Source organism: Blastococcus sp. SYSU DS0617, assembly GCF_054051075.1.
In genome coordinates this window covers 54,458-78,120 of the sequence record NZ_JBJHAO010000009.1, presented here as the reverse complement: position 1 = coordinate 78,120, position 23,663 = coordinate 54,458, and the positions used below count along the sequence as shown (strand labels likewise).

The following is a 23,663-nucleotide window of genomic DNA, read 5'->3' as shown; positions in this document are numbered from 1 at the left end:
GTTGACCGGCCCGGGACAGTGAGCCCGTGCCCGTGACGATCCGCCCCCTCGCCGAGCCCGACATCGCCACCGTCGTCGACCTCTCGCTCCGGGCGTGGGCGCCGGTGTTCGACTCCTTCCGCCGCGCACTGGGCGAGGGCATCTACCGGAACCTCTATCCCGACTGGAGCGCCATGCAAGCGGCCGCCGTGGAGCGGGTCTGCCGGGACGACGCCATGCCGGCCTGGGTGGCCGACCACGAGGGCCGGGCGGTGGGTTTCGTCGCGATCGTGCACGACCGGCAGGAGGACGAACCCGACAGCAGCGAGATCGAGATGATCGCGGTCGACCCCGAGCACCAGCGCCGGGGGATCGCCGCCGACCTGATCGCCTTCGCGGAGGACCGCATGCGCGAGCACGGCGCCCGGCTGGCCGTCATCGGCACCGGCGGGGACCCGGGCCACGCCCCTGCCCGTGCGGCCTACGAGAAGGCCGGCTTCACCCCGCTGCCGCTGGTCCGCTACTACAAGCTGCTCTGAGCCAGGGTCAGCTCGAGGCGACCCGGTCCAGGATCGCGGCGGCCAGCTGCTCGGGTGCCTGCTCGGGGATCCAGTGCGTGACGCCCGGCAGGGCGACGAAGCGGTAGTCCCCGCTGACAAACTGCTCGCACGCCTCCGCGGCGGTCCGGCCGATCGCGACGTCCGCGTCGCTCCACACGTACGTCGTCGGCACCTCGACGGTGTCCACGCGGGTGTCCGAGCTCATCGCCCGGTACCAGTTGAGCGCCGCGGTCAGTGCGCCCGGAGCCGACAGCACCGCCACGTACCTGTCCACCGCCTCGGGGGAGACGCCGGTCTCGCCGTCGGCGCCCAGCAGCATCCGGCGCAGCCGGCGCGCGTCGTCGGCCAGCAGCACCTCCTCGGCCTTGCCCTGCTGCCAGAACAGCCGGATGTAGGCCGAACGCTCCTTCTGCTCCGGGTCGACCCGGAACGCCGCGGTGTACGCGGCCGGGTGCGGCACCGACACGGCGGTGAGCGACCGCACGCGGTCGGCGTGCCAGGCGGCCAGCGTCCACGCGACGTTGGCCCCCCAGTCGTGCCCGACCACGTCGGCCACGGGGATGGCCAGCGCCGTCATCAGGTCCGCCGTCACCTGGGCCAGGTTCTGCATGGCGTAGGCGTCCACGTCGGCCGGGCGCGCGCCGGGGGAGTAGCCCAGCTGGTCGGGGGCGTAGGTGCGCAGGCCCGCCTGGGTGAGCAGCGGGGTCACCGCCGCCCAGCACGCCGAGGTCTGCGGGAAGCCGTGCAGCAGCAGCACCGGCCGCCCGTCCTCGGGTCCGTCGACGCGGACGTCGAAGGTGAGGTCGCCGACGTCGGTGCGCAGCAGTTCTCCGGCCATGCCTGGACGCTAACGGTCGGCGGTCGGAGCCGCGTCGGCCCGGTCCCGCGGAAACGTCCGGGGTCCGCTTCCTCGTTGCACCCCACATGTCCCTGATCCGACGGCAGTTGCTCGCCGCGGCCGCGGCCGCGGGCGTCGGCGGGGCGGCCGGCGCCGGCGGCGTGCTCGCGCAGGAGGTGTGGCCGCTCCTCGGCCGCGAGGACCTGGTCCCCGGGCGGACCCCGGAGCTGGCGCTGCGTCCCCGGGCGTGGACGACGACGCCCGACCGGCTCACCTTCGCCGCCGTCGGCGACACCGGCACCGGCGGCCGGCAGGCCGTGGCGGTCGCGACCCGGATGGCGCGGCGGGGTCGCCCCCACATGGCAGGCCCTGGACCTGCTCGCGGTGAGCGCCGTGCTGGGTCTGGGCTACGGGGTTGTCTGCTACCGCGGGCTGCGCCGGCAGGCGACGATGACCCGGTCCCGGCCGAACGTGTGGATCGGGGCCGCGAACGCGCTGGTGGCCCTGTCGCTGCTGTCCTCGGTCCTGCTGGCCGTGGTCCTGCACGAACTGGGTTCGATGCAGGCGCCCCTCGCCGGACAGGAATGGACGGTGCTCGTGCTGTGGGGCGGCCTCCAGCTCGCCGCCGTCGCGGTCGCCGAGGCCGTCGAGCGCGGCGTCCTTCGCTGGCTCACCGCCCCGGAGCGGCGAGCGGCGGCCGGACACGGTCAGCGGCGGGTCCCGGCCCGCCACTACCGTCGGGGGTCGTGACCAGTCCGGAACGCGCGTTCGTCTCCGCCCACCTCGACGACCTGCACGGCGATCTCGACGCGTGGTTGCGCATCCCGTCGATCTCGGCCGACCCGGCGCACGCACCCGACGTCGCCGCCAGCGCCGAATGGCTGGCCGAGGCGCTGCGGCGTACCGGCTTCTCGACCGTGGAGATCTGGCCGACCCCGGGTGCGCCCGCGGTCTTCGCCGAGTGGCCCAGCGCCGACACCGGCGCCCCCGTCGCACTCGTCTACGGCCACCACGACGTGCAGCCGGTCGACCCGCCCGAGTTGTGGGAGCACCCGCCGTTCGAGCCCACCGTGGTCGAGGGACCCGACGGCCCCGAGCTGCACGCCCGCGGCGCGATCGACGACAAGGGCAATGTCGCCTTCCACCTCCTCGGCATCCGGGCCCACCTCGCGGCCACGGGCCGGAACACCCCCGCGGTCACCGTGAAGCTGCTGATCGAGGGCGAGGAGGAGTCCGGCTCGCCGCACTTCCCCGCGCTGCTCCAGGAGCGCCGCGACCGGCTGGGCTGCGACGTCGTCGTCGTCTCCGACACCGGCATGGCCGCTCCGGACGTCCCCAGCGCCGTCACCGCCATGCGCGGGCTCGCCGACGCGGAGATCACCCTGCGCGGCCCCGCGGTCGACCTGCACTCCGGCTCCTTCGGGGGTGCGGTCCCCAACCCGCTGCACGCGCTGGCCGGGCTGCTGGCGAAGCTGCACGACGACCAGGGCCGGGTCACGCTGCCCGGCTTCTACGACAAGGTGCGCCCGCTGACCGACCGCGAGCGTGCGCTGATGAGCCGGGTGCCGTTCGACGAGCAGGCCTGGCTGGCCGGCCCGGCCGCGTCGCGGGCCACCTCCGGCGAGGCCGGCTTCAGCACGCTGGAGCGCACCGGCGCCCGGCCGACCGCCGAGGTCAACGGCATGTGGGGCGGCTACACCGGCCCCGGGCACAAGACGATCATCCCCGCGGAGGCACACGCCAAGGTGACGTTCCGGCTGGTCTCCGACCAGCGCCCGGAGGACGTCGGCCCGCAGCTGCGCGCCTGGGTGGAGGCGAACGTGCCCGACGGCATCGTGGCCGAGGTGCACACGCCCCCCGGCGGCGTGTCGCCGTGCGCCAGCGACCTGGACTCCCCGGCCATGGACGCCCTGCTGCGCGCCATCGGGCAGGCCTTCGACACCGATCCGGCCGACGTGCTGTTCACCCGCGAGGGCGGCAGCGGTCCGGAGGCCGACCTGGTGGAGGTGCTCGGCGCGCCGCTGCTCTTCCTGGGCGCGGGGCTGCCCACCGACCGCATCCACTCGCCGAACGAGCGGGTGCTGCTGCCGATGCTGCACCGCGGCGCAGAGGCAGCGGCGCACCTCTGGCGGGAGCTGGCCGCGCTGCCGCGCTAGCAGCTAGCGGGTGCCGACGACGACGGTGGCGCCCCGCTCGTCGTCGGTGACCACCCGCGGGGCCAGCCCGGCCGCCGTGAGGACCGCGACGGCGACGGGCACCTGCACCTCGCCGGCCTCGAACAGCAGCGAGCCACCGGGCGCCAGCCACTCGCCGGTCCCCGCCACCACCCGCCGGGCGACGTCCAGCCCGTCGTCCCCGCCGTCGAGAGCCACCCGCGGCTCGTGGTCGCGGGCCTCGGGCGGCAGGAGTGCCAGTGCCGGCGTGGGCACGTAGGGGACGTTGGTGACCAGCACGTCCACCCGCCCGCGCAGCTCCGCGGGCAGCGCGGCGAACAGGTCGCCCTCGTGCACGCGAACGCCGGGCAGGTTCGCCCGGGCACAGCGCACCGCGGCCGGGTCGAGGTCGGCGGCGTGCAGCACGAGCCCGGGGGACCGGGCCAGCAGCGCCGCGCCGACGGCGCCCGAGCCGCAGCACAGATCGACGACGACGGCGCCCGGCCGGACCAGGGCGGCGGCCTCGTCCACCAGCAGCTCGGTGCGCCGGCGCGGCACGAAGACGCCCGGGTCGACGGCGATCCGCAGCCCGTCGAAGGCGGCCCACCCCAGCAGGTGCTCCAGCGGCTCGCCGGACACCCGCCGTCCCACCAGGTCGTCGAGCAGCGCCGGTGTCCCCGCGGCGGCCACGAGGAGCGCCGCCTCGTCCTCGGCGAACACGCAGCCGGCCGCGCGCAGTCGGTCGACCACCGCGGACGGCGCCGGTACGACGTCCACCTGGCCTCCCTCGAACGGTCCCCGGCACGCTACGCGCGCGGCTTAGGGTGGCGGGCGTGACCTCGTCCGGGCAGCCCACCCCGCCCCCGGGTTGGTACGCCGACCCCGACGGCACGCCGGGGATGGTCCGCTGGTGGAGCGGTTCCGCGTGGTCGGACGTCGCCACCCCGGCCGGCCCGGGCGTCGCCGTCCAGAGCTCGCCGGTGCTCGCCCCGCAACGCCCCGCTGCGCCGCAGCCCGCACCGTGGTCGGCCCCTGCTGAGCCCGGCCGCGGGCGACCCCGGCGCGCGGCGTGGATGGTGGCCGGGGTGCTCGGCGTCGTCGTCGCCGTGGTCCTGGCGCTCGTCCTCAGCGGTGGGGGAGGAGAGGACGACGCCGTCGCCGGGCGGAGCGCGCTGCCCCCGCCGACGAGCCAGCTGCCGTCGGGGCCGAGCTTCGCGCCGGGGACGGTCCGGATCGTCGACGAGTCGGCGGGGATCGCCTACCCCTACCTCGGGACGGGCTGGTCGGAGTACGACAGGGAGTTCGCCTACGAGACCACGACCGTCGCCGGTCAGTACTTCACGACCCAGGAGGAGACCCCGCTCGGGCAGTTCATCGCCCAGGTGACGTCCGGGCCGGTCGCGGAGGGCTTCGGCTGGTCGGGCCCCGGCAGCCTGCCCACGACCGTGGCGACCCTGGCCGACAGCGTGCGCGGCAACTACTACCCCGCCCCCAACGAGCGGCGCATCCTCCGCGACGAGCCGCTGACGGTGGACGGTCACGCCGCGCACGTCATCGAGTTCCAGCTCTCCTGGGACGTCGAGGGCTACGACGCGTCCGGGGAGCGGGCCGCGCTGCTGCTGATCGACGTGGGCCGCCCCGCGCCCGCGCTGCTCTACATCTCCATCCCGAACACCCACGCCGAGCTCTACGGCGTCATCGACCGGCTGATCGACTCCGTCGACGTGCTCTGAGGGGCATCCGGGATCAGGTGACCTGATCCTGGAGGGTCCTCCCTCAGCGCCCACGGTGAGGGAGGACGCCGCGCGGTGAGGGAGGACGACGAGGGCGCCCTCCGGACGGCGGAGCGTGGCCGCCCGCCGTTAGTGTCGAGGTGTGACGACTGCTGGTGCCGAACTGACCCTGCGGCACCCGGTGGAGCGGTTCACGCTCGACAACGGGTTGCGCGTGGTGCTCGCCCCCGACCGGAGCGTCCCCGTGGTCGCCGTCAGCGTCTTCTACGACGTCGGCATGCGCAACGAGCCCGAGGGCCGCACGGGGTTCGCCCACCTCTTCGAGCACCTGATGTTCCAGGGCTCGGCCAACGTCCCGAAGATGGCGCACGCCCGCCTGGTGCAAGCCGCCGGAGGCACCTTCAACGGCTCCACCCACCAGGACTACACCAACTACTTCGAGGCGCTCCCGGCCGAGGCGCTGGAGCGTGCGCTGTTCCTCGAGGCCGACCGCATGGCGGCACCGGCCATCACCGAGGAGAACCTCCGCAACCAGATCGACGTGGTCAAGGAGGAGATCCGGGTCAACGTCCTCAACCGGCCCTACGGCGCCTTCCCCTGGCTGCAGCTGCCGCAGGTGGCGTTCGAGAGCTTCGCCAACACCCACGACGGCTACGGGTCCTTCGTCGACCTGGAGTCCTCGACCGTCGACGACGCGACCGACTTCTTCTCCACCTACTACGCCCCGGGCAACGCCGTCCTCTGCATCGGCGGGGACCTCGACGTCGCCGAGACCGAGCGGCTGGTGCAGCGCTGGTTCGGCCCGATCGCCGCCCGGGAGGTGCCGCCCACCCCGCGCACCGGCGAGCCCTCGCCCACCTCGGTGCGCTCCGCCGTGGTCGAGGACCGGCTGGTCACCGCGCCCGCCGTCGCCCTCGGCTGGCGGGTGCCCGACCCCGTCGCCGACTTCGACTCCTACCTCGGCACGGTGCTGCTGGCCGAGCTGCTCAGCGAGGGCGACGCCTCCCGGCTGGAGCGCCGGCTGATCCACGACGACCGCATCGCCATCGCGCAGAGCAGCTACGTCGGCCTGTTCGGCGACCCCTTCGACGTCCGGGACGCCACCCTGCTCACCACCCAGGTCCACCACCCGACCGGTGTGCCGGTCGAGCGGGTCACCGCCGCCGTGCACGAGGAGATCGCGCGGGTCGCCGCCGACGGCGTCCCCGCCGACGAGCTGCGCCGCGTGCAGGCACGCACCGAGGCGCAGCTGCTGCGGCAGGCCGACTCGGTGCTCGGCCGCACGCTCGCCTTCGCCGCCGCGGAGCTGGTCCACGGCCGCGCCGAGCTGGCCGGCGAGCTCGCCGCGAGGCTGGCCGCCGTCACCCCCGACCAGGTGCAGGCCGCCGCTCGCGGCCTGGATCCCGGCACCGTCGCGGTGCTGGAGCTGCGACCGGCGGGAGGCCGGGCATGACCGCCACCCTGGACCACTCCCTGATCCCGCCGCTCGGTGACCCGCGGCCCCAGCCGGTCCCCGCCGCCTCCGAGACGACGCTGGACAACGGCCTGCGGCTGGTGGTCGTCCCGCGCCCCGGCGTGCCCCTGATCGAGCTGCGGCTGCGGGTGCCCTTCGCGGCGACGAGCGCCCGGTCCGCCGGTGCGCACACCGCACGGGCATCCGTCCTGTCCGGCGCCGTCCTGCTGGGCACGGCGTCGCACGACCAGACCGGCATCGCGGAGCTCCTGCAGAGCCACGGGGCCGAGATGTCGGTGTCCGCGGACAGCGACCGGCTGCTGTTCGGGACGACCCTGCTGCCCGGGGGTCTGCGTCCGGTCCTGGAGGTGCTCGCCGAGCTGCTCACCAGCGCGACGTATCCGGCCGACGGGGTCGAGGGGGAGCGCGACCGGCTGGCGGAGCGGATCACCATCGCCCGTTCGCAGCCGGCCGTGCTGGCCCGGGTGGCGCTGAGCGCTCGCCGCTACGCCGGTCATCCGTACTCCGTCACGCTCCCCGACGCGGCGCTGGTGTCGGGCGTCACCGGCTCGGCACTCCGCCGGCTGCACCGCGAGCGCGTGCTGCCCGCCGGCAGCACCCTGGTGCTCGTCGGCGACCTGGATCCCGCCGCCGCCACCGACGCGGTCGCCGACGCGCTGGCCGGCTGGACGGCTCCCGGGAGCGCCACGGAGTCCGCACCGGCCACCGCCCTGCACGCCCCGGTGCTGGAGCTGGTCGACCGGCCCGGAGCCGTGCAGTCCAACATCCGGCTGGGTGGTCCCGCGCCCCGGCGCACCGACCCCGACCTGGCCGCCGTCCGGCTCGCCGCGATGGTGTTCGGGGGGTACTTCTCCTCGCGCTTGGTCGAGAACATCCGGGAGCGTCGTGGCTACAGCTACAGCCCGCGCAGCGCGGTGGAGCACCAGGCCGCCGACGCGTCCTTCCTCGTCGAGGCCGACGTCGCCACCGAGGTGACCGGCCCGGCGCTCATGGAGACGCTGTACGAGCTGGGCCGCATGGCACTGACCCCGGTCACCGAGGCCGAGCTCGACGCGGCCCGCCGGTACGTCGTGGGCAGCATGGCCCTGTCGACGGCGACCCACGCCGGCCTGGCGAGCACGCTGTCCGCCCTGGTGGGTGCCGGGCTGCCCGTCGGGTGGCTGGCCGAGCACCAGCGGGCGCTCGAGGCGGTCACCGTCGAGCAGGTGCAGGAGGTGTCGCGCCGCTACCTCGCCCCCGGTGCACTCACCGCCGTCGTCGTCGGGGACGCAGGTCCCGTCGAGGCGCAGCTGGCCGTGCTGGGCCCGCTGACCGTTCGCCGGGAGCCCGGCGCATGACCGTCCCCCCGGGCGGCAGCACGCCGGCCGACAACCCGCCACCGCCGCAGGGGCGGGCCGCCGCGTGGCCGGACGGCACGACGCCGTCGACCGGCTCGGTGCCGGTGCTCTCCCGGGTGGCGCACGACCGGGCGCACCTGGCGCGTGCCCTGCCCGATCCCACCGGCGGCCGGCCGGTCCGGGTGCTCACGGTCGACGGGCAGCGCACCGTGCCCGTGCGTGAGACGCGGGAGGGCCCGCGGCTGATGTGGGACGAGCAGCCCGTGCTGCCCACGGGTGCGATCTTCCTCGGCGAGGCCGACGGGGTGCCCTACGCCGCCGTCCGGGGGGAGCGGGCCCTCACCGTGAGCGGGCAGCCGGTCGACAGCTGGACCGGCCTGCGCGACCTGGCCACCGTGCTGGACGACCTGGACGCCGGCCTGCTGGTCCAGGCCATCGGCATCGTCGAGTGGCACGAGCGCAACCGCTTCAGCCCGCTGACCGGTGCGGCGACGACCATCGAGCGGGCCGGCTGGGTGCAGCGCGACCCCACGACCGGAACCGACATCTTCCCGCGGACCGACCCCGCCGTGATCATGCTGGTCCACGACGGGGCCGGTCGCCTGGTGCTGGGCCGGCAGGCGATCTGGCCGCCGGGACGCTTCTCGATCCTGGCCGGATTCGTGGAGCCGGGAGAGTCCGCCGAGGCCGCGGTCGCCCGCGAGGTCGCCGAGGAGGTCGGGCTGACCGTCACCGACGTGCGCTACGTGGGCAGCCAGCCCTGGCCCTTCCCGCAGTCGCTCATGCTCGGTTTCGTCGCCCGGGCCGAGGAGGCGGGGGAGCTCGTCCTGGATCCCGAGGAGATCGAGGAGGCCCGCTGGTTCTCGCGTGACGAGCTGCTGGCCGGCGGGAAGCTCGCGGCCCTGCCGCCGGCGGTCTCGATCGCCCGGTACGTCATCGACCGCTGGCTCACCGGCGAGTTCGACGACTGAGCGACGGCGCCGTCAGGCCCAGCGGTCGCCGAGCACGAGAGCCGGGCGGTCGGGGTGGTCGGCCAGCACCACCGCGTCGGCGAGGCCGACCGGATCCACCTCGTCGTCGTAGCGGTCGAAGGCGGGCAGCGCCCAGGCCTGGTCGGCCGGCGTGCGCCGTCGGCGCGCGGCCGGGCCGACCCGCAGGTGGACCACGACGTCGAAGGGCAGCCCGATGCCCTGCAAGAGGGCGCCGGTGACCAGCAGGACGGCCTCGGGCGGCGCCGGCTGCCGCCGCGCGCGGACGGCGCGGTCCCGCTCCAGGTCCCACAGCACCGGGAGGTAGCGGCCCGATCCGCCGGGCCCCAGCGGGGCCAGCACCTCACGGGTCAGGGCTCCCGCGTCGAGCCAGTCGCTGTACCTCGCGTCGGGATCGGTGCGGCCGTGCTCCAGACGGAGCGAGGCCGGGCGGTAGAAGCCGTCGGCGCGGACCACGACGGCGCCCCGGCCGAGAGCCGGGAGACGCTCGGCGATCGCCTCGCCGAGGCTCTCGGGCCTGGCGAGCTCGGGGCCGTCGATGGCGACGCGCAGCGCGGCGGCGCCCGGTTCCGGTGGCCGGCCGGCCAGCAGCGTGGCGAGCCGGTCGGCCAGCGCGGCGGGGGTGAGCGGAACGGGTGAGGTCAGGACCGACCGTCCGCCGCGGCGACCGGGACGGCCGGCCCGGCAGCGACCGGTGGCGCCGGCGGTGCGTCGACCGGCAGCCCGTCGAGGACGGCTCGCGCCAGATCCGCGACCGGCCGACCCTGCGAGCGGGCATCCCGGCGCAGCGCCTCGAAGGCGGCGCGGACGCTGAGGCCCTGCCGTTCGGCGAGCACCCCGATGGCTCGCTCGGTGCTCACCCGGGCGGCGAGTGCGTGCTCGAGCTGGGACACGGTGCGCTCCAGCGCGGCGATCCGCAGGGCGGCCTCGTCCACCACGGGCGGCGTGGCTCCGGCGGCGACGGCACCGCGGGCGGAGCGGCGGGTGGAGCGATCGGGCTCGGGCAGCGAGCCGAACTCCTCGGAGATGAGGTCGGCCAGCGACATGCCCTCGACGACGTCGCCGACGGCGTGGCTGCCGGTGTCCGACCGGACGACCCAGCCCCCCGGCGTGCGGGTGAGCGCGACGGGCGCGGGACCGCGGTCGAGGGGCCGATGGGCCGGGTCACCCGACCCCGAGAGCGGGCGGGACTGCCCGTCCGAGGGGCGGGGACCGGGGATCATCGGCGGGTCACGCTCCTGCGGCCGCGGCGAGCTGCGCCTTGACCTGGTCGATGCTGGGGTTGGTCAGCGCGGTGCCGTCGGCGAAGATCAGCGTGGGGACCGTGCGGTTGCCACCGTTGGCGTTCATGACCAGGTCGGCCGCCGCCGGGTCGGCCTCGATGTCGACCTCGGCGAAGCCGATGCCCTCCATCTGCATGAGCTTCTTCAGGCGCACGCAGTAGCCGCACCACGTGGTGGTGTACATCGTCACGTCGGTGCCGGGGGTGGTGGTCATCGCGGTGGAGTCTCCCTGCTAGTCAGTGGCGGGTCCAGCCCCCGAGAGGGCGTACCGCTCGGCGTGTCGGGGTCAACGCGGCCGTCCTGGGGATGCTTCCCCGCGACGTCGGGCCGGCTGGGAGGATCGGCGCGTGACGCGAGCGAGGATCCGATGAGTGCGGCCACCCGATCGGGGTCCCGCGCGGAGGACGTCCTCGCCGGTCTGGACGAGGAGCAGCGGGCCGCGGCCCAGGCGGTGAACGGGCCCGTGTGCATCCTGGCCGGCGCGGGCACCGGCAAGACCCGCACGATCACCCACCGGATCGCCTACGGCGTGCACACCGGTGTCTACGTCCCCGAGCAGGTGCTCGCGGTGACGTTCACCGCGCGTGCGGCCGGCGAGCTGCGCACCCGGCTGGGCGCCCTCGACGTCGGCGGCGTGCAGGCGCGCACCTTCCACGCCGCCGCGATGCGGCAGCTGCGCTACTTCGCGCCACGCGTCCTGGGCGGCCCCATGCCACCGCTGATCGAGAACAAGCTGCGGGTGGTGGCGACCGCGGCGGCGCGCAACCGGCTCACCACCGACCGGACCAGCCTGCGCGACCTCGCCAGCGAGATCGAGTGGGCCAAGACCACCCTGGCGACGCCGGAGGACTACCCGGCGCGCGCCAAGGCGGCCGGTCGCGAGCCCCCGTTCGAGGCCGCCGCCGTCGCCGCGGTGTACGCCAGCTACGAGTCGGCCAAGGAACGCGACGGGGCACTGGACTTCGAGGACCTGCTGCTGGTCACCGCCTACGCGCTCGAGGGCCATCCCGACGTCGCCCGCACGGTCCGGGACCAGTACCGGCACTTCGTCGTCGACGAGTACCAGGACGTCAACCCGCTGCAGCAGCGGCTGCTGGACGCCTGGCTCGGCGGCCGCGCCGCGGTGTGCGTCGTCGGCGACCCGAACCAGACGATCTACTCCTTCACCGGCGCCGACCCCGACTACCTGCTCGGCTTCGCCGACCGCTATCCCGATGCCGAGGTCGTCAAGCTCGAGCGCGACTACCGCTCCACGCCCCAGGTGGTGGGCCTGGCCAACCGGCTGATCGGCATGGCCCCGCGGCGCAAGGGGCTCCCCGGCCTGCGCCTGCTGGGCCAGCGTGCCGACGGCGTGGAGCCCCGCTTCGTCGAGCACGCCGACGAGCCCGCCGAGGCAGCCGCCGTCGCGGCCCGCTGCAAGGCGCTGATCGACGAGGGGACGCCGGCCAGCGAGATCGCGGTGCTGTTCCGCATCAACGCGCAGTCCCAGGTGTACGAGTCGGCGCTGGCCGACGTGGGGGTCCCGTACGTCCTCCGCGGGGGTGAGCGGTTCTTCGAGCGGCCCGAGGTGCGGGAGGCCGTGCTGCTCCTGCGCGGCGCGGCCGCCGGTGGCAGCGAGCCGGGCATGCTCGTCCCCACCGTGCGCGACGTCCTCGCCTCCACGGGGTGGGTCGAGCACCGGCCGCCCGCCGGGGGAGCGGCCCGCGACCGCTGGCAGTCCCTCGCCGCGCTGGTCGACCTCGCCGTCGACCTGGTGGCGGAGGACCCGACGCTGGACCTCCCCGGCTTCGTCACGCACCTGGCCCAGCGGGCCGACGCGCAGCACGCGCCCACCGTGCAGGGCGTGACGCTGGCGTCGATGCACGCGGCCAAGGGCCTGGAGTGGGACGCCGTGTTCGTCGTCGGCCTGGTCGACGGGGTGCTCCCCATCGCCCAGTCGCTGTCGCGCCCCGAGGCGGTGGAGGAGGAACGGCGGCTGCTCTACGTCGCCATCACCCGTGCCCGCGAGCAGCTGACCCTCTCCTGGTCGCTGGCACGCAACCCCGGAGGGAAGCGGGCCCGGCCGCGGAGCCGTTTCCTCACCGGCCTGGCCCCCGACAGCGGACCCACCGCGCCACCGGCCCGCAAGGCCGCCAAGCGGCCCAAGGTCGTGCTGGAGGGCGAGGCCGGCGAGCTGTTCGAGCGGCTGCGCGCCTGGCGCAGCCAGGCGGCCCAGGCGGCCTCGGTGCCGGCCTACGTCGTGTTCACCGACGCGACCCTCCAGGCGATCGCCGAGACCCGGCCGGCGAACCTGCGGGAGCTGTCCGCGCTCCCCGGCATCGGCGCCCGCAAGCTCGAGCTGTACGGCGAGGACGTGCTCGCCGCCGTCGCGGGCTGAGGTCCGCGGCACCGCCGCCGACCTGATCGGTGGACGTGCCGATTAAATGGATTGACCCGGTCGGAGACGCCGCCCTAGTGTCCTGACCCACACGAGCTGCACCCAGCCCGAGCACGGCCGACCGGCCGCGCTCGCGACCCGGAAGGAGGGGTGGACGTGATCAGCACGACGTGGACCGACGCCCCCGCCGGGTTCTCCGGCCCGGGCCGCATCGGCGTGTCCCGGTACGCATGCTCCTCCGCCGTCCTCGGCGGCACCCCGGTCGTCATGGCGCCCATCGCAGCTCCGATCCAGGGGAGCGGTCTGCCCGTCGCCGCCCGCCTGCGTCCGATCGATGAGCGCGGCGTGAACCACAAGTCCTTCCTGCAGGCACTCGCCGTCGCCGGCGCCGCCTCGCTCAGCACGACCACCGACAACAACGGCACCACCCTCGGGATCCACCCCCCGGGGAGACCGCAGAGCTAACCGCTCGCCGGTCCTCCTCGAGGCCGCGGAACCCGAACCCGGGATCCGCGGCCTCTTCGTTTCTCCGCGGCACCCGGCCCCGACTTCGGTCGGCGGGCCACCGCCGGCCGTCTGACGACGAGCACGAGGAGGAGCGGCAGTGCCGCAGACGATCGAGCGCGCGACGTCCCACCGCCGGACCGGCCTGTCCGGGACCGGTGGCACGACGCCGCCGTACGGACCCCACCCACCCCGCCGGTGGCCGACGCCACCGCTGTCCCCGGCGCCGGTGCGGCGCCCCGTGCCGTGCCGCGAGGAGGACCCCGAGCTCTGGTTCGCCGAGAGCCCGACGGTCCTCGAGCAGGCCAAGGCGCTGTGCACCACGTGCCCGCTCCGGGACGCCTGCCTGGCCGGCGCCCTGGACCGGGGCGAGCCCTGGGGCGTCTGGGGCGGCGAGATCTTCGACCACGGGGTGGTCATCGCGCGCAAGCGGCCCCGCGGCCGTCCCCGCAAGGTGACCGCCGCATGAGCACCGCAGCGCAGTTGGCCCGCGCCGTCCCGGCGCAGGCACCCACATCCACACCCAGATCGACATCGAGAACCGAGGAACCGGTCATGCACATGTACGAGCACGCACTGGCCCAGAGCCGAATGCGCGAGATGCAGGAGGAGGCGCTGGTCGCCTCGCGCGCGCACCGGCTGTACCGGGCCCGCAAGGCGGCCCGCCGCGCGGAGCGGGCGGTGCGCCGCGCCGCCCGTCTCAGCGCATCGGTCTATTGAGATCGCGGTCCTCCGGACCGCACCGCGGCCAACGGCCGTCCCCCTGCTGCGCCGAGCGCGTCCGCCACGCCTGCGCGGAACCCTCCGGGCCCCACTCGGCGCGGCAGGGGGAGCCCGGCGTCAGCCGCTGAAGCCCGGCAGCCACTCCTCCAGCACGCTGCGGTAGCCGCCTTCGGCGTCCAGCTGGCACAGGACACCGATGGAACCGATCGTCACCCGGTGGATGAGCAGGTAGGCCGGCGGCAGGTTGAGCTGCCGGCCCAGCCGGCTCGCCTCGAGCCGGGGGTCGGCGACGCGAGCCGCCTGCTCCTGCATCCAGGCCCGGGTGAAGTGGAACCGGGGCTGCGCGATCGGATCGAGCATCGGTCGCAGGAAGTCGTGCACACCCTGGGCATCGATCTGCGCGCCGGGCAGGACGAAGCCCTCGGCCCGGAGATCGGCCAGGACCTCGTCCGCCTTGCCCTCCAGGGCCCAGCGCAGCAGCCGGCCGATGGGCTCGGGGTGGCCGTCGGGCAGCCGCGCCGTCGCCCCGAAGTCGATGACGCCCAGCCGCCCGTCGGGCAGCAGCCGGAAGTTGCCGGGGTGCGGATCGGCGTGCAGCAGCCCGGCCCGCTGGGGCGCGGAGAAGTGCAGCACCGCCATCAGCACACCCGCGCGGTCGCGCTGCTCCCGCGTGCCGGTGGCGATGATCCGCGACAGCGGCGTGCCCTCGAGCCACTCGGAGACGATCACCTTCGGCGCGCTCGCGACCACCCGGGGCACGACGATCTGCGGGTCGTCGGTGAAGGCGGCGGCGAAGCCGCGCTGGGCGTCGGCCTCCAGGCTGTAGTCCAGCTCCTCGACGACCCGCGCCTTGAGCTCGGCGATGAGCGGCTTGACGTCCATCCCCGGGAAGAGGACGGCGAACAGCCGGGCGAAGCGGCTGAGCTGGTTGAGGTCGGCCATCAGCGCGGTGGCCGCGCCCGGGTACTGGATCTTCACCGCGACGTCGCGGCCGTCGCGCCAGGTCGCCCGGTGCACCTGGCCGATGCTCGCCGCCGCGGCCGGCTGGTCCTCGAACTCCTTGAACCGCTCCCGCCACGTGCCGCCGAGCTGCTGGGCGAGCACCGCGTGCACGGTGCGCACCGGCATCGGCGGCGCCTCCTCCTGCAGCTTCACCAGCGCCTCGCGGTACGGGGCGGCCATCTCCTCGGGGACCGCCGCCTCGAAGACCGACAGCGTCTGCCCGAGCTTCATGGCCCCGCCCTTGAGCTGGCCCAGGACGGCGAACAGCTGCTCGGCGGTGCGCTGCTGCAACTCCGCGGAGACCGCGTCGGCCGACTGGCCGGACAGCCGCTTGCCCAGCCCGAGGGTGGCCCGACCCGCGGCCCCCAGGGGGAGGGAGGCCAGCCGCGCGGTCCGGGAGACCGAGCCCCGCGGCATCACCGGTCGGTCGTCGTCACTCACGCGTCCTCCTCGCTGGCGCTCGTCAGCCGCGTTCGTGGGAGTGCTCTGCCCGTCGGTGAGCTCGCGAGCTCGCTCACGTGTCCTCCTCGTCGGCGCCGTGCCCGGCCTCCGCGGCAGCGCGGAGGCGTCTCGGGCGAACCCGCGAGCGCGCTCACGGGTCATTGTCCCCTGCCCGGGGGTCCGCGCGCTGGCCGCAGCCGCACTCCGGGTGCGTCGTCCAGCGGCGCACCCGCGGAACCAGGTCGGGCGGAGCCAGCTCCAGGGTCGCATCCAGCGCGACCGGGGCGGCGCTGCCGTCCAGGTAGGCGAGCACCTGCACCGCGGCGGTCACCGCGGTGAGCAGGCAGGTGACCGTGGCGCCGCTGGGCGGCGGCTCGGCAGCGGTCAGCTGCGCAGCGAGGTACGGCCAGCGCGGATCCGCGTCGCGCCGGTGCAGGTCGGCGCAGCGCAGGCAGCTGGTGACCCCCGGCACCACGAGGGGCCCGACCACACCGGTGGCCCCGCGCACGGTGGCGACCAGGTGCGGCACGCCGGCCCGCGACCAGCCGGCAGCGGTGGGATCGGAGGCGGCCCACGGGCGGGCGAGCACGACGAGGTCCGGGACGGCGCCGTCGGTCAGGGGGCGGAGGTCGGTCAGCGGGCTGGCCCGCCGCACGGCGTCGGCGGCGGCCACGGGCCGGGGGCGCCCCTCGTCCGCGGCGGTGGCCCCACCGACGACGGCGTCCCCCGCGGCCACCAGGCCGGTGTCCCGGACGCTCACCCGGCCGACGCCGCTGGCCGCCAGGACCGCGGCCAGCGGCGTGCCGACCCGGGTGGCGCCGTCGACGACCACGACGGCGGCGCGCCGGGCACGCCAGCCGCCGGGCGGCGGCGTCTCCGCGGCGCGGCGGGCGACGGCGGCCGGCCCGGCGTCGGTGGCCAGCAGGTCGGCGGCGTCGACGTCCACCAGGAGCTCGGTGGCGCGCAGGCCGTCGAGGACGGCGGTCACCGCGTCGGCATCCAGGCCCTGGCGCGCCGCGTCGGCGAGCACCGCGCGCTGCACGCGTCGCCCGTCCAGGCTGCGCAGCAGCGCGGCCAGCCCGTCCGGGTGCGGGCTCACCAGCAGGCCGTCGGTCGAGTCCACGCCGCCGATCTGGAGGGAGTCGGCGCCGCAACGCAGCAACGGGACGGAGGAGGGGAGCAGGGGGCGGGCGGTGTCGCTCACCGGGGGAGCGTGACAGCGCCGGGGAACGTGCCGGACCCTCCGTCCACAGGCAGGCGCCCGGAACGACGACGGCGGCGCCCCCTGGGGGAGCGCCGCCGTGGTCGGCCGTGCAGAGCCCGGCTCAGGCCTTGCCGAGGATCCGGTTCATCTTGGTCCCGCACACCGGGCAGGTGCCCTGGGCCATGCGGCGACCGGACTCGCTGACCTTGACCTCGCCGTCGAAGTCGCGCTTCTCCTTGCACTTCACGCAGTAGCCGTTGTAGCTCTCAGCCACGGGGATCTCCTCGCCTCAGGGGCGCCTCGGCATGCGTGCCGGGCGTCGTTGCGCAGGCACGCTACCCGTGTCGGCGCGTCCCGATACCGGCGGCGGCCCTCGGCCGACCGCCGACTTCCCACACCCTGTGGACAACGTTGTGGAGCACGTGGGGAACCGTCGGCGTGTCCCTGTGTGCGGGCGGGGGGCGAGCGGGGGACAACGTCCCCCGGGTGTGCGACGCATGCCGCCCGACCTGCACGGACACCCTCCGGCGGGTTGTGGAACGTCCCGGTCGGGCCGAGTGGTGACCCAGTGCGTCCGTGCCGTGTCCACCGTCCGTGCGACCTGTACCCGAGAGGGTGTCTCCGGGCGGGCGCGCAGGCGGTGGAGTGGCTTACGGTTCCCCCGTGCACGGACCGCCCCCCGACGCCTCCGCACACCCCGAGTTCTCCGGCGTCCCGCCGCTGCCTCCGGGTGCGGACCGTGCCGTGCCCGTGGCGCGGGGCCGCGGGCGCGGGGACGGCGCTGCCGTACCGCTCGCCGGTGGGGACGCCGGGTCCGTCGTCGAGGTCCGTCGCAGCGCCCGCCGCCGGCGCACCGTCACCGCCTACCGGGAGAGCGGCCGCACCGTCGTGCTCATCCCGGCGGCGTTCAGCCCCGCCGAGGAACGCCGGTGGGTGGCCCAGATGGTCGCCAAGCTCCAGACCCGCGAGGAGCGGCGGCGCCGGTCGCTGGGGGGCGACGACGAGCTGATGATCCGGGCCCGCGCGCTCTCCGCCGCGCACCTGGACGGGCTCGCCGAGCCGGCGTCGGTGCGGTGGGTGGACAACCAGCAGCGGCGGTGGGGGTCGTGCACCCCGGCCGACCGCAGCATCCGGTTGTCCAGCCGCCTGCGCTCGATGCCCGAGTACGTCGTGGACTACGTGCTCGTCCACGAGCTGGTCCACCTGCTCGAACCCGGCCACGACGAGCGGTTCTGGGCTCTCGTGGCGCGCTACCCGCGGTCCGAGCGGGCGCGCGGCTTCCTCGAAGGCGTCGAGCTGGCGAACACCGCGGGCGCGGCCGGCGCCGACGAGGTGTCGGACGCCGACCTCGTCGACTGACGGAGGACCTCTTCCGCCCCGCGCCTCGAAGGCTCGGGGCGGTGGCCCGCGCGGGCCGCGCTCAGTCCTCCTCGGGCTTCTCCCGCTCGGCGTCGCCGTCGGTCAGCGCCTCGAGCTCGTCGTCCAGGCCCTGGCGGGAGACGAAGTCCATCGGCTCGTCGAGGTCGTCCGACGTCGGCAGCAGGTCGGGGTGGTTCCACAGCCGGTCGCGATCGGCGCCGCCGTGCTGCTGCGTCATGGCCGCCCACACGGTCGCGGCGTCGCGCAGCCGGCGCGGGCGCAGCTGGAGGCCCACGAGGGTCGCGAAGGTCTGCTCGGCCGGTCCGCCGGTAGCACGGCGACGGCGCATCGTCTCGGCGAGGGCGGAGTGGCCGGGCAGCCGGTCCTTCGCGGCCGCCGCGACGACGGTGTCGATCCAGCCCTCGACGAGGGCGAGCAGCGTCTCCAGCCGGCGCAGCGCCATCGCCTGCTCGGGCGTCTCCTCCGGCTCCAGCACCCCGCTGCCCAGCAGCCGCTGGATGCTCTCGGGATCGTTGGGGTCCAGGCCCTCGATGCCGCCGCCCGCCATGGCCTCGGAGATGCCGCGCTCGATGGCGTCGCGGTCGATGGTGATGCCGCGGGCGTAGGCGTGGACGGCGTCCTGCAGCTGCTGCCGCAGCCAGGGCACGTGCGCGAACAACCGCTGGGCCGCGGCCTCGCGGAGCGCGAGGAACAGCCGCACCTCGTCGGCCGGGCGGTCGAGCCCGGCGGCGAACGCGGCGACGTTCTGCGGCACGAGCACGCCGGTGCCGGGCGGGGCCAGCTGCAGGCCGACGTCGGTGCTGGTGAGCACCTCGTCGGCGAGCTTGCCCAGCGCCGACCCGACCTGGGCGCCGAACATCATCCCGCCCATCCGGCCCATGATCCCGGCGATGGGGCCGAAGCTCATGGCCGCCTCCTGCGGCAGCGCGCTGGTCATCGCCGCCACGACCTTCTCCGCGAGCGGATCGATCAGCTCGGCCCAGGCCGGCTGGGTCTGCTCCACCCACTCGACCCGCGACCACGCGGCCGTGCGCTCGACGCCCGACGGCAGCTCGGTCACCTGGTCCAGCCACAGGTCGGCCAGCCGCAGTGCCTCGGCCACGGCGGTGCGCTCGCCGTCGGAGGAGGGCTGGTGGCCGGCGGCCAGCTGGCTGATGGCGCTCTGCCGTGCGAGGTCCCAGTTGACCGGGCCGCCGGACCAGTTCATCAGCTTCTGCAGCTCGGCGAACAGCGGCATCTTGCCCAGCACGTCCTCGGGGGAGCCGCCGCCGGCGATGCCGCCGAACAGCGCACCCAGGCCGAACGGATCGCTCCCGCCCGGGTTGTCCCCGCCGCCGTCACGGCGATCGGGATCGCGGTCGGGGACACCGAAACCGAAGGGCACGTCGCTCATGCGTCCACGGTAGACGCGTGATCTTCCCCGAGGGGCCGGGAGCGCTCCGCTCACAGCGCACTCCCGGGCCGGAGAGCGGGGATCCGCTCTAAGCTCGCCCGTCGTGACCCGTCGCAACGCCGTCCTGAGCGCCGGTGGCGTGCTGCTGGTGATCTTCGGCCTGCTCGGCACGACGCTGCCGGTGCCGTACGTCGCCCAGGTACCCGGCCCCACCTACAACACGCTGGGCGAGATCGACGGCGAGCCGATCATCGCGATCGAGGGCCGTGAGCGGAACGACGTCGACGGCAACCTCAACCTGACAACGGTGGGCGTGGGGCGCCGCGGGCTGAGCCTGGTCCAGGCGGTCCGCGGGTGGTTCGACGACGAGATCGCCGTCGTGCCCGAGGAGTCGGTCTACCCGCCCGACCGCACGGTGGAGGAGACCCGCGAGGTCAACCGCCGGGCGTTCCTGACCTCCGAGCAGGCCGCGGAGTCCGTGGCGCTGGGACGTCTCGGTTTCCCGCGGAAGGTCGTCGTGCGGACCGTCCCGGAGGGCTCGCCGTCGGAGTCGCTGCTGCAGGAGGGGGACGCCATCGAGTCGGTCGACGGCCGCCCGACCCCGGACTTCGCCGCGCTGGACTCCGTCCTGTCCTCGATCCCGCCGGGGACGGTGGTGACGGTCGAGTACACGAGGCTGGGCACTCCGGGGAGCACGACGGTGACCACGCGCGCCGCCGAGGAGGGCGAGGGCTCCGCGCTCGGGGTCAGCGTGCTCGAGCAGCCCTCCGCGCCGTTCGACATCGACATCCAGGTGGAGGACGTCGGCGGCCCGTCGGCGGGGCTCATGCTGACCCTGGGCATCCTCGACCTCGTGGGCGGCGAGGACCTGACCGGAGGGGCCCTCGTCGCCGGCACCGGCACGATCGACGCGGACGGGAACGTCGGGCCCATCGGTGGCATCCCGCTGAAGATGGTCGCCGCCCGCGAGATCGGCGCCGATCTCTTCCTCGTCCCGGCGGGCAACTGCGCCGAGGCGCTCGCCGCCGAGGACCCCGGCTTCCCGCTGGCGGAGGTCGCGACGCTCGACGACGCACTCACCGCGCTGGAGGACCTGAGGGCCGGGCGCACCCCCGCCGGCTGCTGAGGCGGGGCGCCCGGGAACCCCGGCGTGCCTGGAGCGTTGTGCTGGGATGAGCAGGGGCGGCGCCGAGGGTCGGGCGCCTCCACCTCGTCGGTGGCCGTGGCTGTGGCCGCACCACCGGATCCGCACCTGACGACCCGTAACCGAAGGAGACCGCTCGTGGCCATGCGGCCCCCCGTGCCGGTGCCGACGCTGTCGCGCCGCGCGAAGCTGGTCCTCGGCGCCATCGCCGTGCTGCTCGTGCTGTTCACCGTGATCGGCTCGCTGACCAACGTCTACGTCGACTACCTGTGGTTCGACGAGACCGGCTACACCGAGGTCTTCTGGACCGAGCTGCAGAGCCGTGCCCTGCTCTTCGCCGTGGCAGCGGTGGCGACCGGTGGGCTGACCGCTCTGGCGATCTACCTCGCCTACCGGTTCCGCCCCACCTTCCGGCCGATGTCGCTGGAGCAGCAGAACCTCGAGCGCTACCGGCAGTCGCTGGAACCGCGCGCCGGCCTGGTGCTCACCGCCGCCGCCGTCGTCCTGGGACTCTTCGCGGGCTTCGCCGCGCAGGGCAGCTGGGAGACCTGGCTGACCTTCCGGAACAGCACCGACTTCGGCCAGGCCGACCCGCAGTTCGGCCTGGACCTGTCCTTCTTCGTGTTCGAGTACCCCTTCTACCGGCTCGTGCTGGGCTTCGGCTTCGCCATCGTGATCCTGGCGCTGATCGGCTCGCTGCTGACCCACTACGTGTTCGGCGGCCTGCGGCTGCAGACCCCCGGCCAGAAGCTGACCTCGGCGGCACGGGTGCAGATCTCGGTGCTGCTGGGGCTCTTCGTCGCGCTCAAGGCGGTCGCGTACTGGCTGGACCGCTACGGCCTGGTCTACTCCGACCGCGGTGACGTGTTCATCGGCGCCAGCTACACCGACGTCAACGCCCTGCTGGTGCCCAAGACGATCCTCGTGTTCGTGGCCGCGGTCTGCGCGATCGCCTTCTTCGCCAACGTGCTCGTCCGCAACCTCCTGCTGCCCGCGGCGGCCCTGGTGCTGCTGCTGGCGTCCAGCCTGGTCATCGGCGTGGCCTACCCGGCGATCGTGCAGCAGTTCGTGGTCAAGCCCAGCGCCAACGAGCGCGAGGCCCCCTACATCGAGCGGGCCATCGAGATGACCCGGCAGGCGTACGGCCTCGACGAGGTCGAGTACGTGAACTACGCGCAGGAGACGACGGGCGACGAGGTCGACCCCGAGGTGGCGCTCGCCGAGCTGCGGAACGACACCGAGACGATCCCCAACGCCCGGCTGCTGGACCCCAACGTGCTGACCGACACCTTCACCGCACGCCAGCAGATCCGGAACGTGTACGGCTTCCCCGAGAAGCTCGACATCGACCGCTACACCCTCGACGGCGAGACCGGCGACTACGTCGTCGCGGTCCGCGAGCTCAACAGCGCGGGGCTGTCGGAGAACCAGAGCACCTGGATCAACCGGCACACGGTCTACACCCACGGCAACGGCTTCGTCGCCGCCCCGGCGAACGAGGTGGTGGCCGGCACCGAGGGTGGCGAGCCGAACTTCACCACCCGTGACCTGCCCGTCCGCGGCGAGATCGTGCCGGACGAGTCGCGGATCTACTACGGCGAGCTGATCGAGGACTACTCGGTGGTCGGCGCCCCCGAGGGCGCCGAGCCCCGGGAGTTCGACCTGCCCGAGGGTGGCTCCGACGACCGCCAGATCAACAACACCTACGACGGCGAGGGCGGGGTGTCGGTCGGCAGCTTCTTCCGGCAGCTGACGTACGCCATCTACTACCGCGAACGCAACTTCCTGCTCTCCAGCGCGGTGAACGAGGAGTCGAAGGTGCTCTACGTCCGCGACCCGCGTGAGCGGGTCGAGAAGGTGGCACCCTTCCTCGAGGTCGACGGCGACCCGTACCCCGCGGTCGTCGACGGGCGGGTCGTGTGGATCGTCGACGGCTACACGACGTCGGACTCCTACCCCTACTCCGAGCAGATGGAGCTGGGCGAGGCCGCGGCCGACGCGCTCACCGGCACGGGCACGACCGCGCTGCCGAACGACACGTTCAACTACATCCGCAACTCGGTGAAGGCCACCGTGGACGCCTACGACGGCACGATCACGCTGTACGCCTGGGACCAGGAGGAGAACCCGGACCCGGTCCTGCAGACCTACATGAAGGCCTTCCCCGGGGTGGTGCAGCCGCAGAGCGAGGCGTCCGAGGAGTTGGTCAGCCACGTCCGGTACCCCGAGGACCTGTTCAAGGTCCAGCGAGACATCCTCACCCGGTACCACGTGGACGAGCCGATCACCTTCTACGAGGGCAGTGACCGGTGGCAGATCCCCGAGGACCCGACGCAGGACACCCAGCAGAACCAGCCGCCGTACTACATCCTCGCCCAGCGGCCGGGTGATCCCGAGGCCAGCTTCCAGCTGACCAGCGCGCTGAACGCGTTCGAGCGGGACAACCTCTCGGCGTTCGTCTCGGCATCCAGCGCACCGGAGACCTACGGGGACGTCCAGGTGCTGCAGCTGCCCGGCAACACACCGTTCCGGGGTCCGGGCCAGGTGCAGAACTCGTTCACCACGAACAACCAGGTCCGCCCGGACCTGACCCTGTTCGAGAGCGACAACTCGAACGCGGTGTTCGGCAACCTGCTGACCCTGCCCATCGGAGACGCCGGCCTGCTGTACGTCGAGCCCCTCTACGTGGAGGGCGCCGGCGACAGCGGCTTCCCGCTGCTGCAGCGGGTGCTGGTCAACTTCGGTGACCGGATCGGCTACGCGAACACCCTGGCCGAGGCCCTGGACCAGGTCTTCGGTCCGGGTGCCGGCGTGGTCGCCTCCGACGCCGATGCCGTGCCGGACGACGTGACGGAGGACGAGGACGTTCCCGGGGAGGAGACGCCGGCGGATCCGTCGCCGGTCCCGCTCCCGGAGGACGACGAGGGCGGCGAGGCGGCCACCCCGGACACGGAGCAGGCCGTGGACGACATCAACGCGGCGCTGGACCGGCTGCGCCAGGCCCAGCAGGGCGGTTCCTTCGCAGAGCAGGGGCAGGCACTGGAGGACCTCGACGCCGCGGTCCGCGCCTACCAGTCGGCGCAGGCCGAGGGTTCGGGCGGCGGCTGATGCACGGGGGAGGGGAGGCTCTGCGACCGTGCGGAGCCACC

Annotated in this window: 23 protein-coding genes; 14 read left to right on the top strand and 9 right to left on the bottom strand. The window is 74.5% G+C overall.

Annotated features, from left to right (window positions below; all coding sequences use genetic code 11):
* Positions 1 to 32: 32 nt before the first annotated feature.
* Entirely contained in the window at positions 33 to 518 is a 486-nt protein-coding gene (locus tag ACI793_RS11890) for a GNAT family N-acetyltransferase (protein WP_456606575.1), read from the top strand.
* 7 nt (positions 519 to 525) lie between these two features.
* Here ACI793_RS11890 and ACI793_RS11885 read toward each other — a convergent pair whose 3' ends face one another.
* Positions 526 to 1,377 (bottom strand): alpha/beta fold hydrolase, encoded by an 852-nt coding sequence (locus tag ACI793_RS11885; protein ID WP_456606574.1) that lies wholly within the window; start codon positions 1,375 to 1,377, stop codon positions 526 to 528.
* Between the two features lie 384 nt (positions 1,378 to 1,761).
* On the opposite strand from ACI793_RS11885, the gene ACI793_RS11880 reads away from it, so the two are divergent.
* Together ACI793_RS11880 and ACI793_RS11875 are read left to right on the top strand one after the other, a co-directional pair.
* Entirely contained in the window at positions 1,762 to 2,127 is a 366-nt protein-coding gene (locus ACI793_RS11880; RefSeq protein WP_456606573.1) for a hypothetical protein, read from the top strand.
* The gene (locus tag ACI793_RS11875) at positions 2,124 to 3,533 is read left to right on the top strand and encodes a M20/M25/M40 family metallo-hydrolase (protein ID WP_456606572.1); all 1,410 of its coding nucleotides are present in this window, start codon (positions 2,124 to 2,126) and stop codon (positions 3,531 to 3,533) included. Before ACI793_RS11880 ends, ACI793_RS11875 begins: the two co-directional genes overlap by 4 nt.
* Before the next feature lie 3 nt (positions 3,534 to 3,536).
* Here the strand turns inward: ACI793_RS11875 and ACI793_RS11870 are convergent, their stop codons facing one another.
* Entirely contained in the window at positions 3,537 to 4,307 is a 771-nt protein-coding gene (locus ACI793_RS11870; RefSeq protein ID WP_456606571.1) for a putative protein N(5)-glutamine methyltransferase, read from the bottom strand.
* Between the two features lie 56 nt (positions 4,308 to 4,363).
* Between ACI793_RS11870 and ACI793_RS11865 the strand changes: the two genes are divergently transcribed.
* From ACI793_RS11865 to nudC, 4 genes are all read left to right on the top strand, one after another.
* Positions 4,364 to 5,263 (top strand): DUF2510 domain-containing protein, encoded by a 900-nt coding sequence (locus tag ACI793_RS11865; RefSeq protein ID WP_456606570.1) that lies wholly within the window; start codon positions 4,364 to 4,366, stop codon positions 5,261 to 5,263.
* A 142-nt stretch (positions 5,264 to 5,405) separates the two neighbouring features.
* A complete protein-coding gene (locus ACI793_RS11860; RefSeq protein ID WP_456606569.1) occupies positions 5,406 to 6,716 on the top strand; it encodes a M16 family metallopeptidase in 1,311 nt (436 codons plus the stop codon).
* The gene (locus ACI793_RS11855) at positions 6,713 to 8,074 is read left to right on the top strand and encodes a M16 family metallopeptidase (protein WP_456606568.1); all 1,362 of its coding nucleotides are present in this window, start codon (positions 6,713 to 6,715) and stop codon (positions 8,072 to 8,074) included. The genes ACI793_RS11860 and ACI793_RS11855 overlap by 4 nt, the downstream gene beginning before the upstream one ends.
* A complete protein-coding gene (gene nudC, locus ACI793_RS11850; protein ID WP_456606567.1) occupies positions 8,071 to 9,045 on the top strand; it encodes an NAD(+) diphosphatase in 975 nt (324 codons plus the stop codon). The genes ACI793_RS11855 and nudC overlap by 4 nt, the downstream gene beginning before the upstream one ends.
* A gap of 12 nt (positions 9,046 to 9,057) precedes the next feature.
* Here the strand turns inward: nudC and ACI793_RS11845 are convergent, their stop codons facing one another.
* The 3 genes from ACI793_RS11845 to ACI793_RS11835 all read right to left on the bottom strand — a co-directional run bounded on the left by ACI793_RS11845 (position 9,058) and on the right by ACI793_RS11835 (position 10,560).
* Entirely contained in the window at positions 9,058 to 9,519 is a 462-nt protein-coding gene (locus tag ACI793_RS11845; RefSeq protein WP_456606566.1) for a uridine kinase, read from the bottom strand.
* Positions 9,520 to 9,704: 185 nt separating this feature from the next.
* Complete coding sequence (locus ACI793_RS11840) at positions 9,705 to 10,286, bottom strand: ANTAR domain-containing protein (protein ID WP_456606565.1); 582 nt, start codon at positions 10,284 to 10,286, stop codon at positions 9,705 to 9,707.
* Between the two features lie 7 nt (positions 10,287 to 10,293).
* On the bottom strand, positions 10,294 to 10,560 hold the full coding sequence (locus ACI793_RS11835; RefSeq protein WP_456606564.1) for a mycoredoxin: 267 nt from the start codon (positions 10,558 to 10,560) through the stop codon (positions 10,294 to 10,296).
* 153 nt (positions 10,561 to 10,713) lie between these two features.
* On the opposite strand from ACI793_RS11835, the gene ACI793_RS11830 reads away from it, so the two are divergent.
* The 4 genes from ACI793_RS11830 to ACI793_RS11815 all read left to right on the top strand — a co-directional run bounded on the left by ACI793_RS11830 (position 10,714) and on the right by ACI793_RS11815 (position 13,947).
* Complete coding sequence (locus ACI793_RS11830; protein ID WP_456606563.1) at positions 10,714 to 12,723, top strand: ATP-dependent helicase; 2,010 nt, start codon at positions 10,714 to 10,716, stop codon at positions 12,721 to 12,723.
* A 156-nt stretch (positions 12,724 to 12,879) separates the two neighbouring features.
* Complete coding sequence (locus ACI793_RS11825; RefSeq protein WP_456606562.1) at positions 12,880 to 13,188, top strand: hypothetical protein; 309 nt, start codon at positions 12,880 to 12,882, stop codon at positions 13,186 to 13,188.
* A gap of 139 nt (positions 13,189 to 13,327) precedes the next feature.
* Positions 13,328 to 13,696 (top strand): WhiB family transcriptional regulator, encoded by a 369-nt coding sequence (locus ACI793_RS11820; protein WP_456606561.1) that lies wholly within the window; start codon positions 13,328 to 13,330, stop codon positions 13,694 to 13,696.
* Positions 13,693 to 13,947 (top strand): hypothetical protein, encoded by a 255-nt coding sequence (locus tag ACI793_RS11815; RefSeq protein WP_456606560.1) that lies wholly within the window; start codon positions 13,693 to 13,695, stop codon positions 13,945 to 13,947. Before ACI793_RS11820 ends, ACI793_RS11815 begins: the two co-directional genes overlap by 4 nt.
* Positions 13,948 to 14,067: 120 nt before the next feature.
* Here the strand turns inward: ACI793_RS11815 and ACI793_RS11810 are convergent, their stop codons facing one another.
* The 3 genes from ACI793_RS11810 to ACI793_RS11800 all read right to left on the bottom strand — a co-directional run bounded on the left by ACI793_RS11810 (position 14,068) and on the right by ACI793_RS11800 (position 16,871).
* A complete protein-coding gene (locus ACI793_RS11810; RefSeq protein ID WP_456606559.1) occupies positions 14,068 to 15,393 on the bottom strand; it encodes an ABC1 kinase family protein in 1,326 nt (441 codons plus the stop codon).
* A 151-nt stretch (positions 15,394 to 15,544) separates the two neighbouring features.
* Positions 15,545 to 16,597 carry a ThiF family adenylyltransferase gene (locus tag ACI793_RS11805; protein ID WP_456606558.1) on the bottom strand — a complete coding sequence of 351 codons (1,053 nt, stop codon included), beginning with the start codon at positions 16,595 to 16,597 and terminating at the stop codon, positions 15,545 to 15,547.
* A 121-nt stretch (positions 16,598 to 16,718) separates the two neighbouring features.
* Positions 16,719 to 16,871, bottom strand: a complete 153-nt coding sequence (locus ACI793_RS11800; RefSeq protein ID WP_012950213.1) for a DUF5679 domain-containing protein — start codon at positions 16,869 to 16,871, stop codon at positions 16,719 to 16,721.
* A gap of 389 nt (positions 16,872 to 17,260) precedes the next feature.
* On the opposite strand from ACI793_RS11800, the gene ACI793_RS11795 reads away from it, so the two are divergent.
* Positions 17,261 to 17,956, top strand: a complete 696-nt coding sequence (locus ACI793_RS11795) for a M48 metallopeptidase family protein (protein WP_456606557.1) — start codon at positions 17,261 to 17,263, stop codon at positions 17,954 to 17,956.
* Between the two features lie 61 nt (positions 17,957 to 18,017).
* On the opposite strand, the gene ACI793_RS11790 is transcribed toward ACI793_RS11795, so the two are convergent.
* On the bottom strand, positions 18,018 to 19,370 hold the full coding sequence (locus tag ACI793_RS11790; protein ID WP_456606556.1) for a zinc-dependent metalloprotease: 1,353 nt from the start codon (positions 19,368 to 19,370) through the stop codon (positions 18,018 to 18,020).
* 103 nt (positions 19,371 to 19,473) lie between these two features.
* Here ACI793_RS11790 and ACI793_RS11785 point away from each other — a divergent pair, with 103 nt between their 5' ends.
* Positions 19,474 to 20,496: a YlbL family protein gene (locus ACI793_RS11785; protein WP_456606555.1), complete on the top strand. Its 1,023-nt coding sequence runs from the start codon at positions 19,474 to 19,476 to the stop codon at positions 20,494 to 20,496.
* Positions 20,497 to 20,658: 162 nt separating this feature from the next.
* Positions 20,659 to 23,622, top strand: coding sequence for a UPF0182 family membrane protein (locus ACI793_RS11780; RefSeq protein ID WP_456606657.1), 2,964 nt, complete (start codon positions 20,659 to 20,661; stop codon positions 23,620 to 23,622).
* Positions 23,623 to 23,663 lie beyond the last annotated feature (41 nt).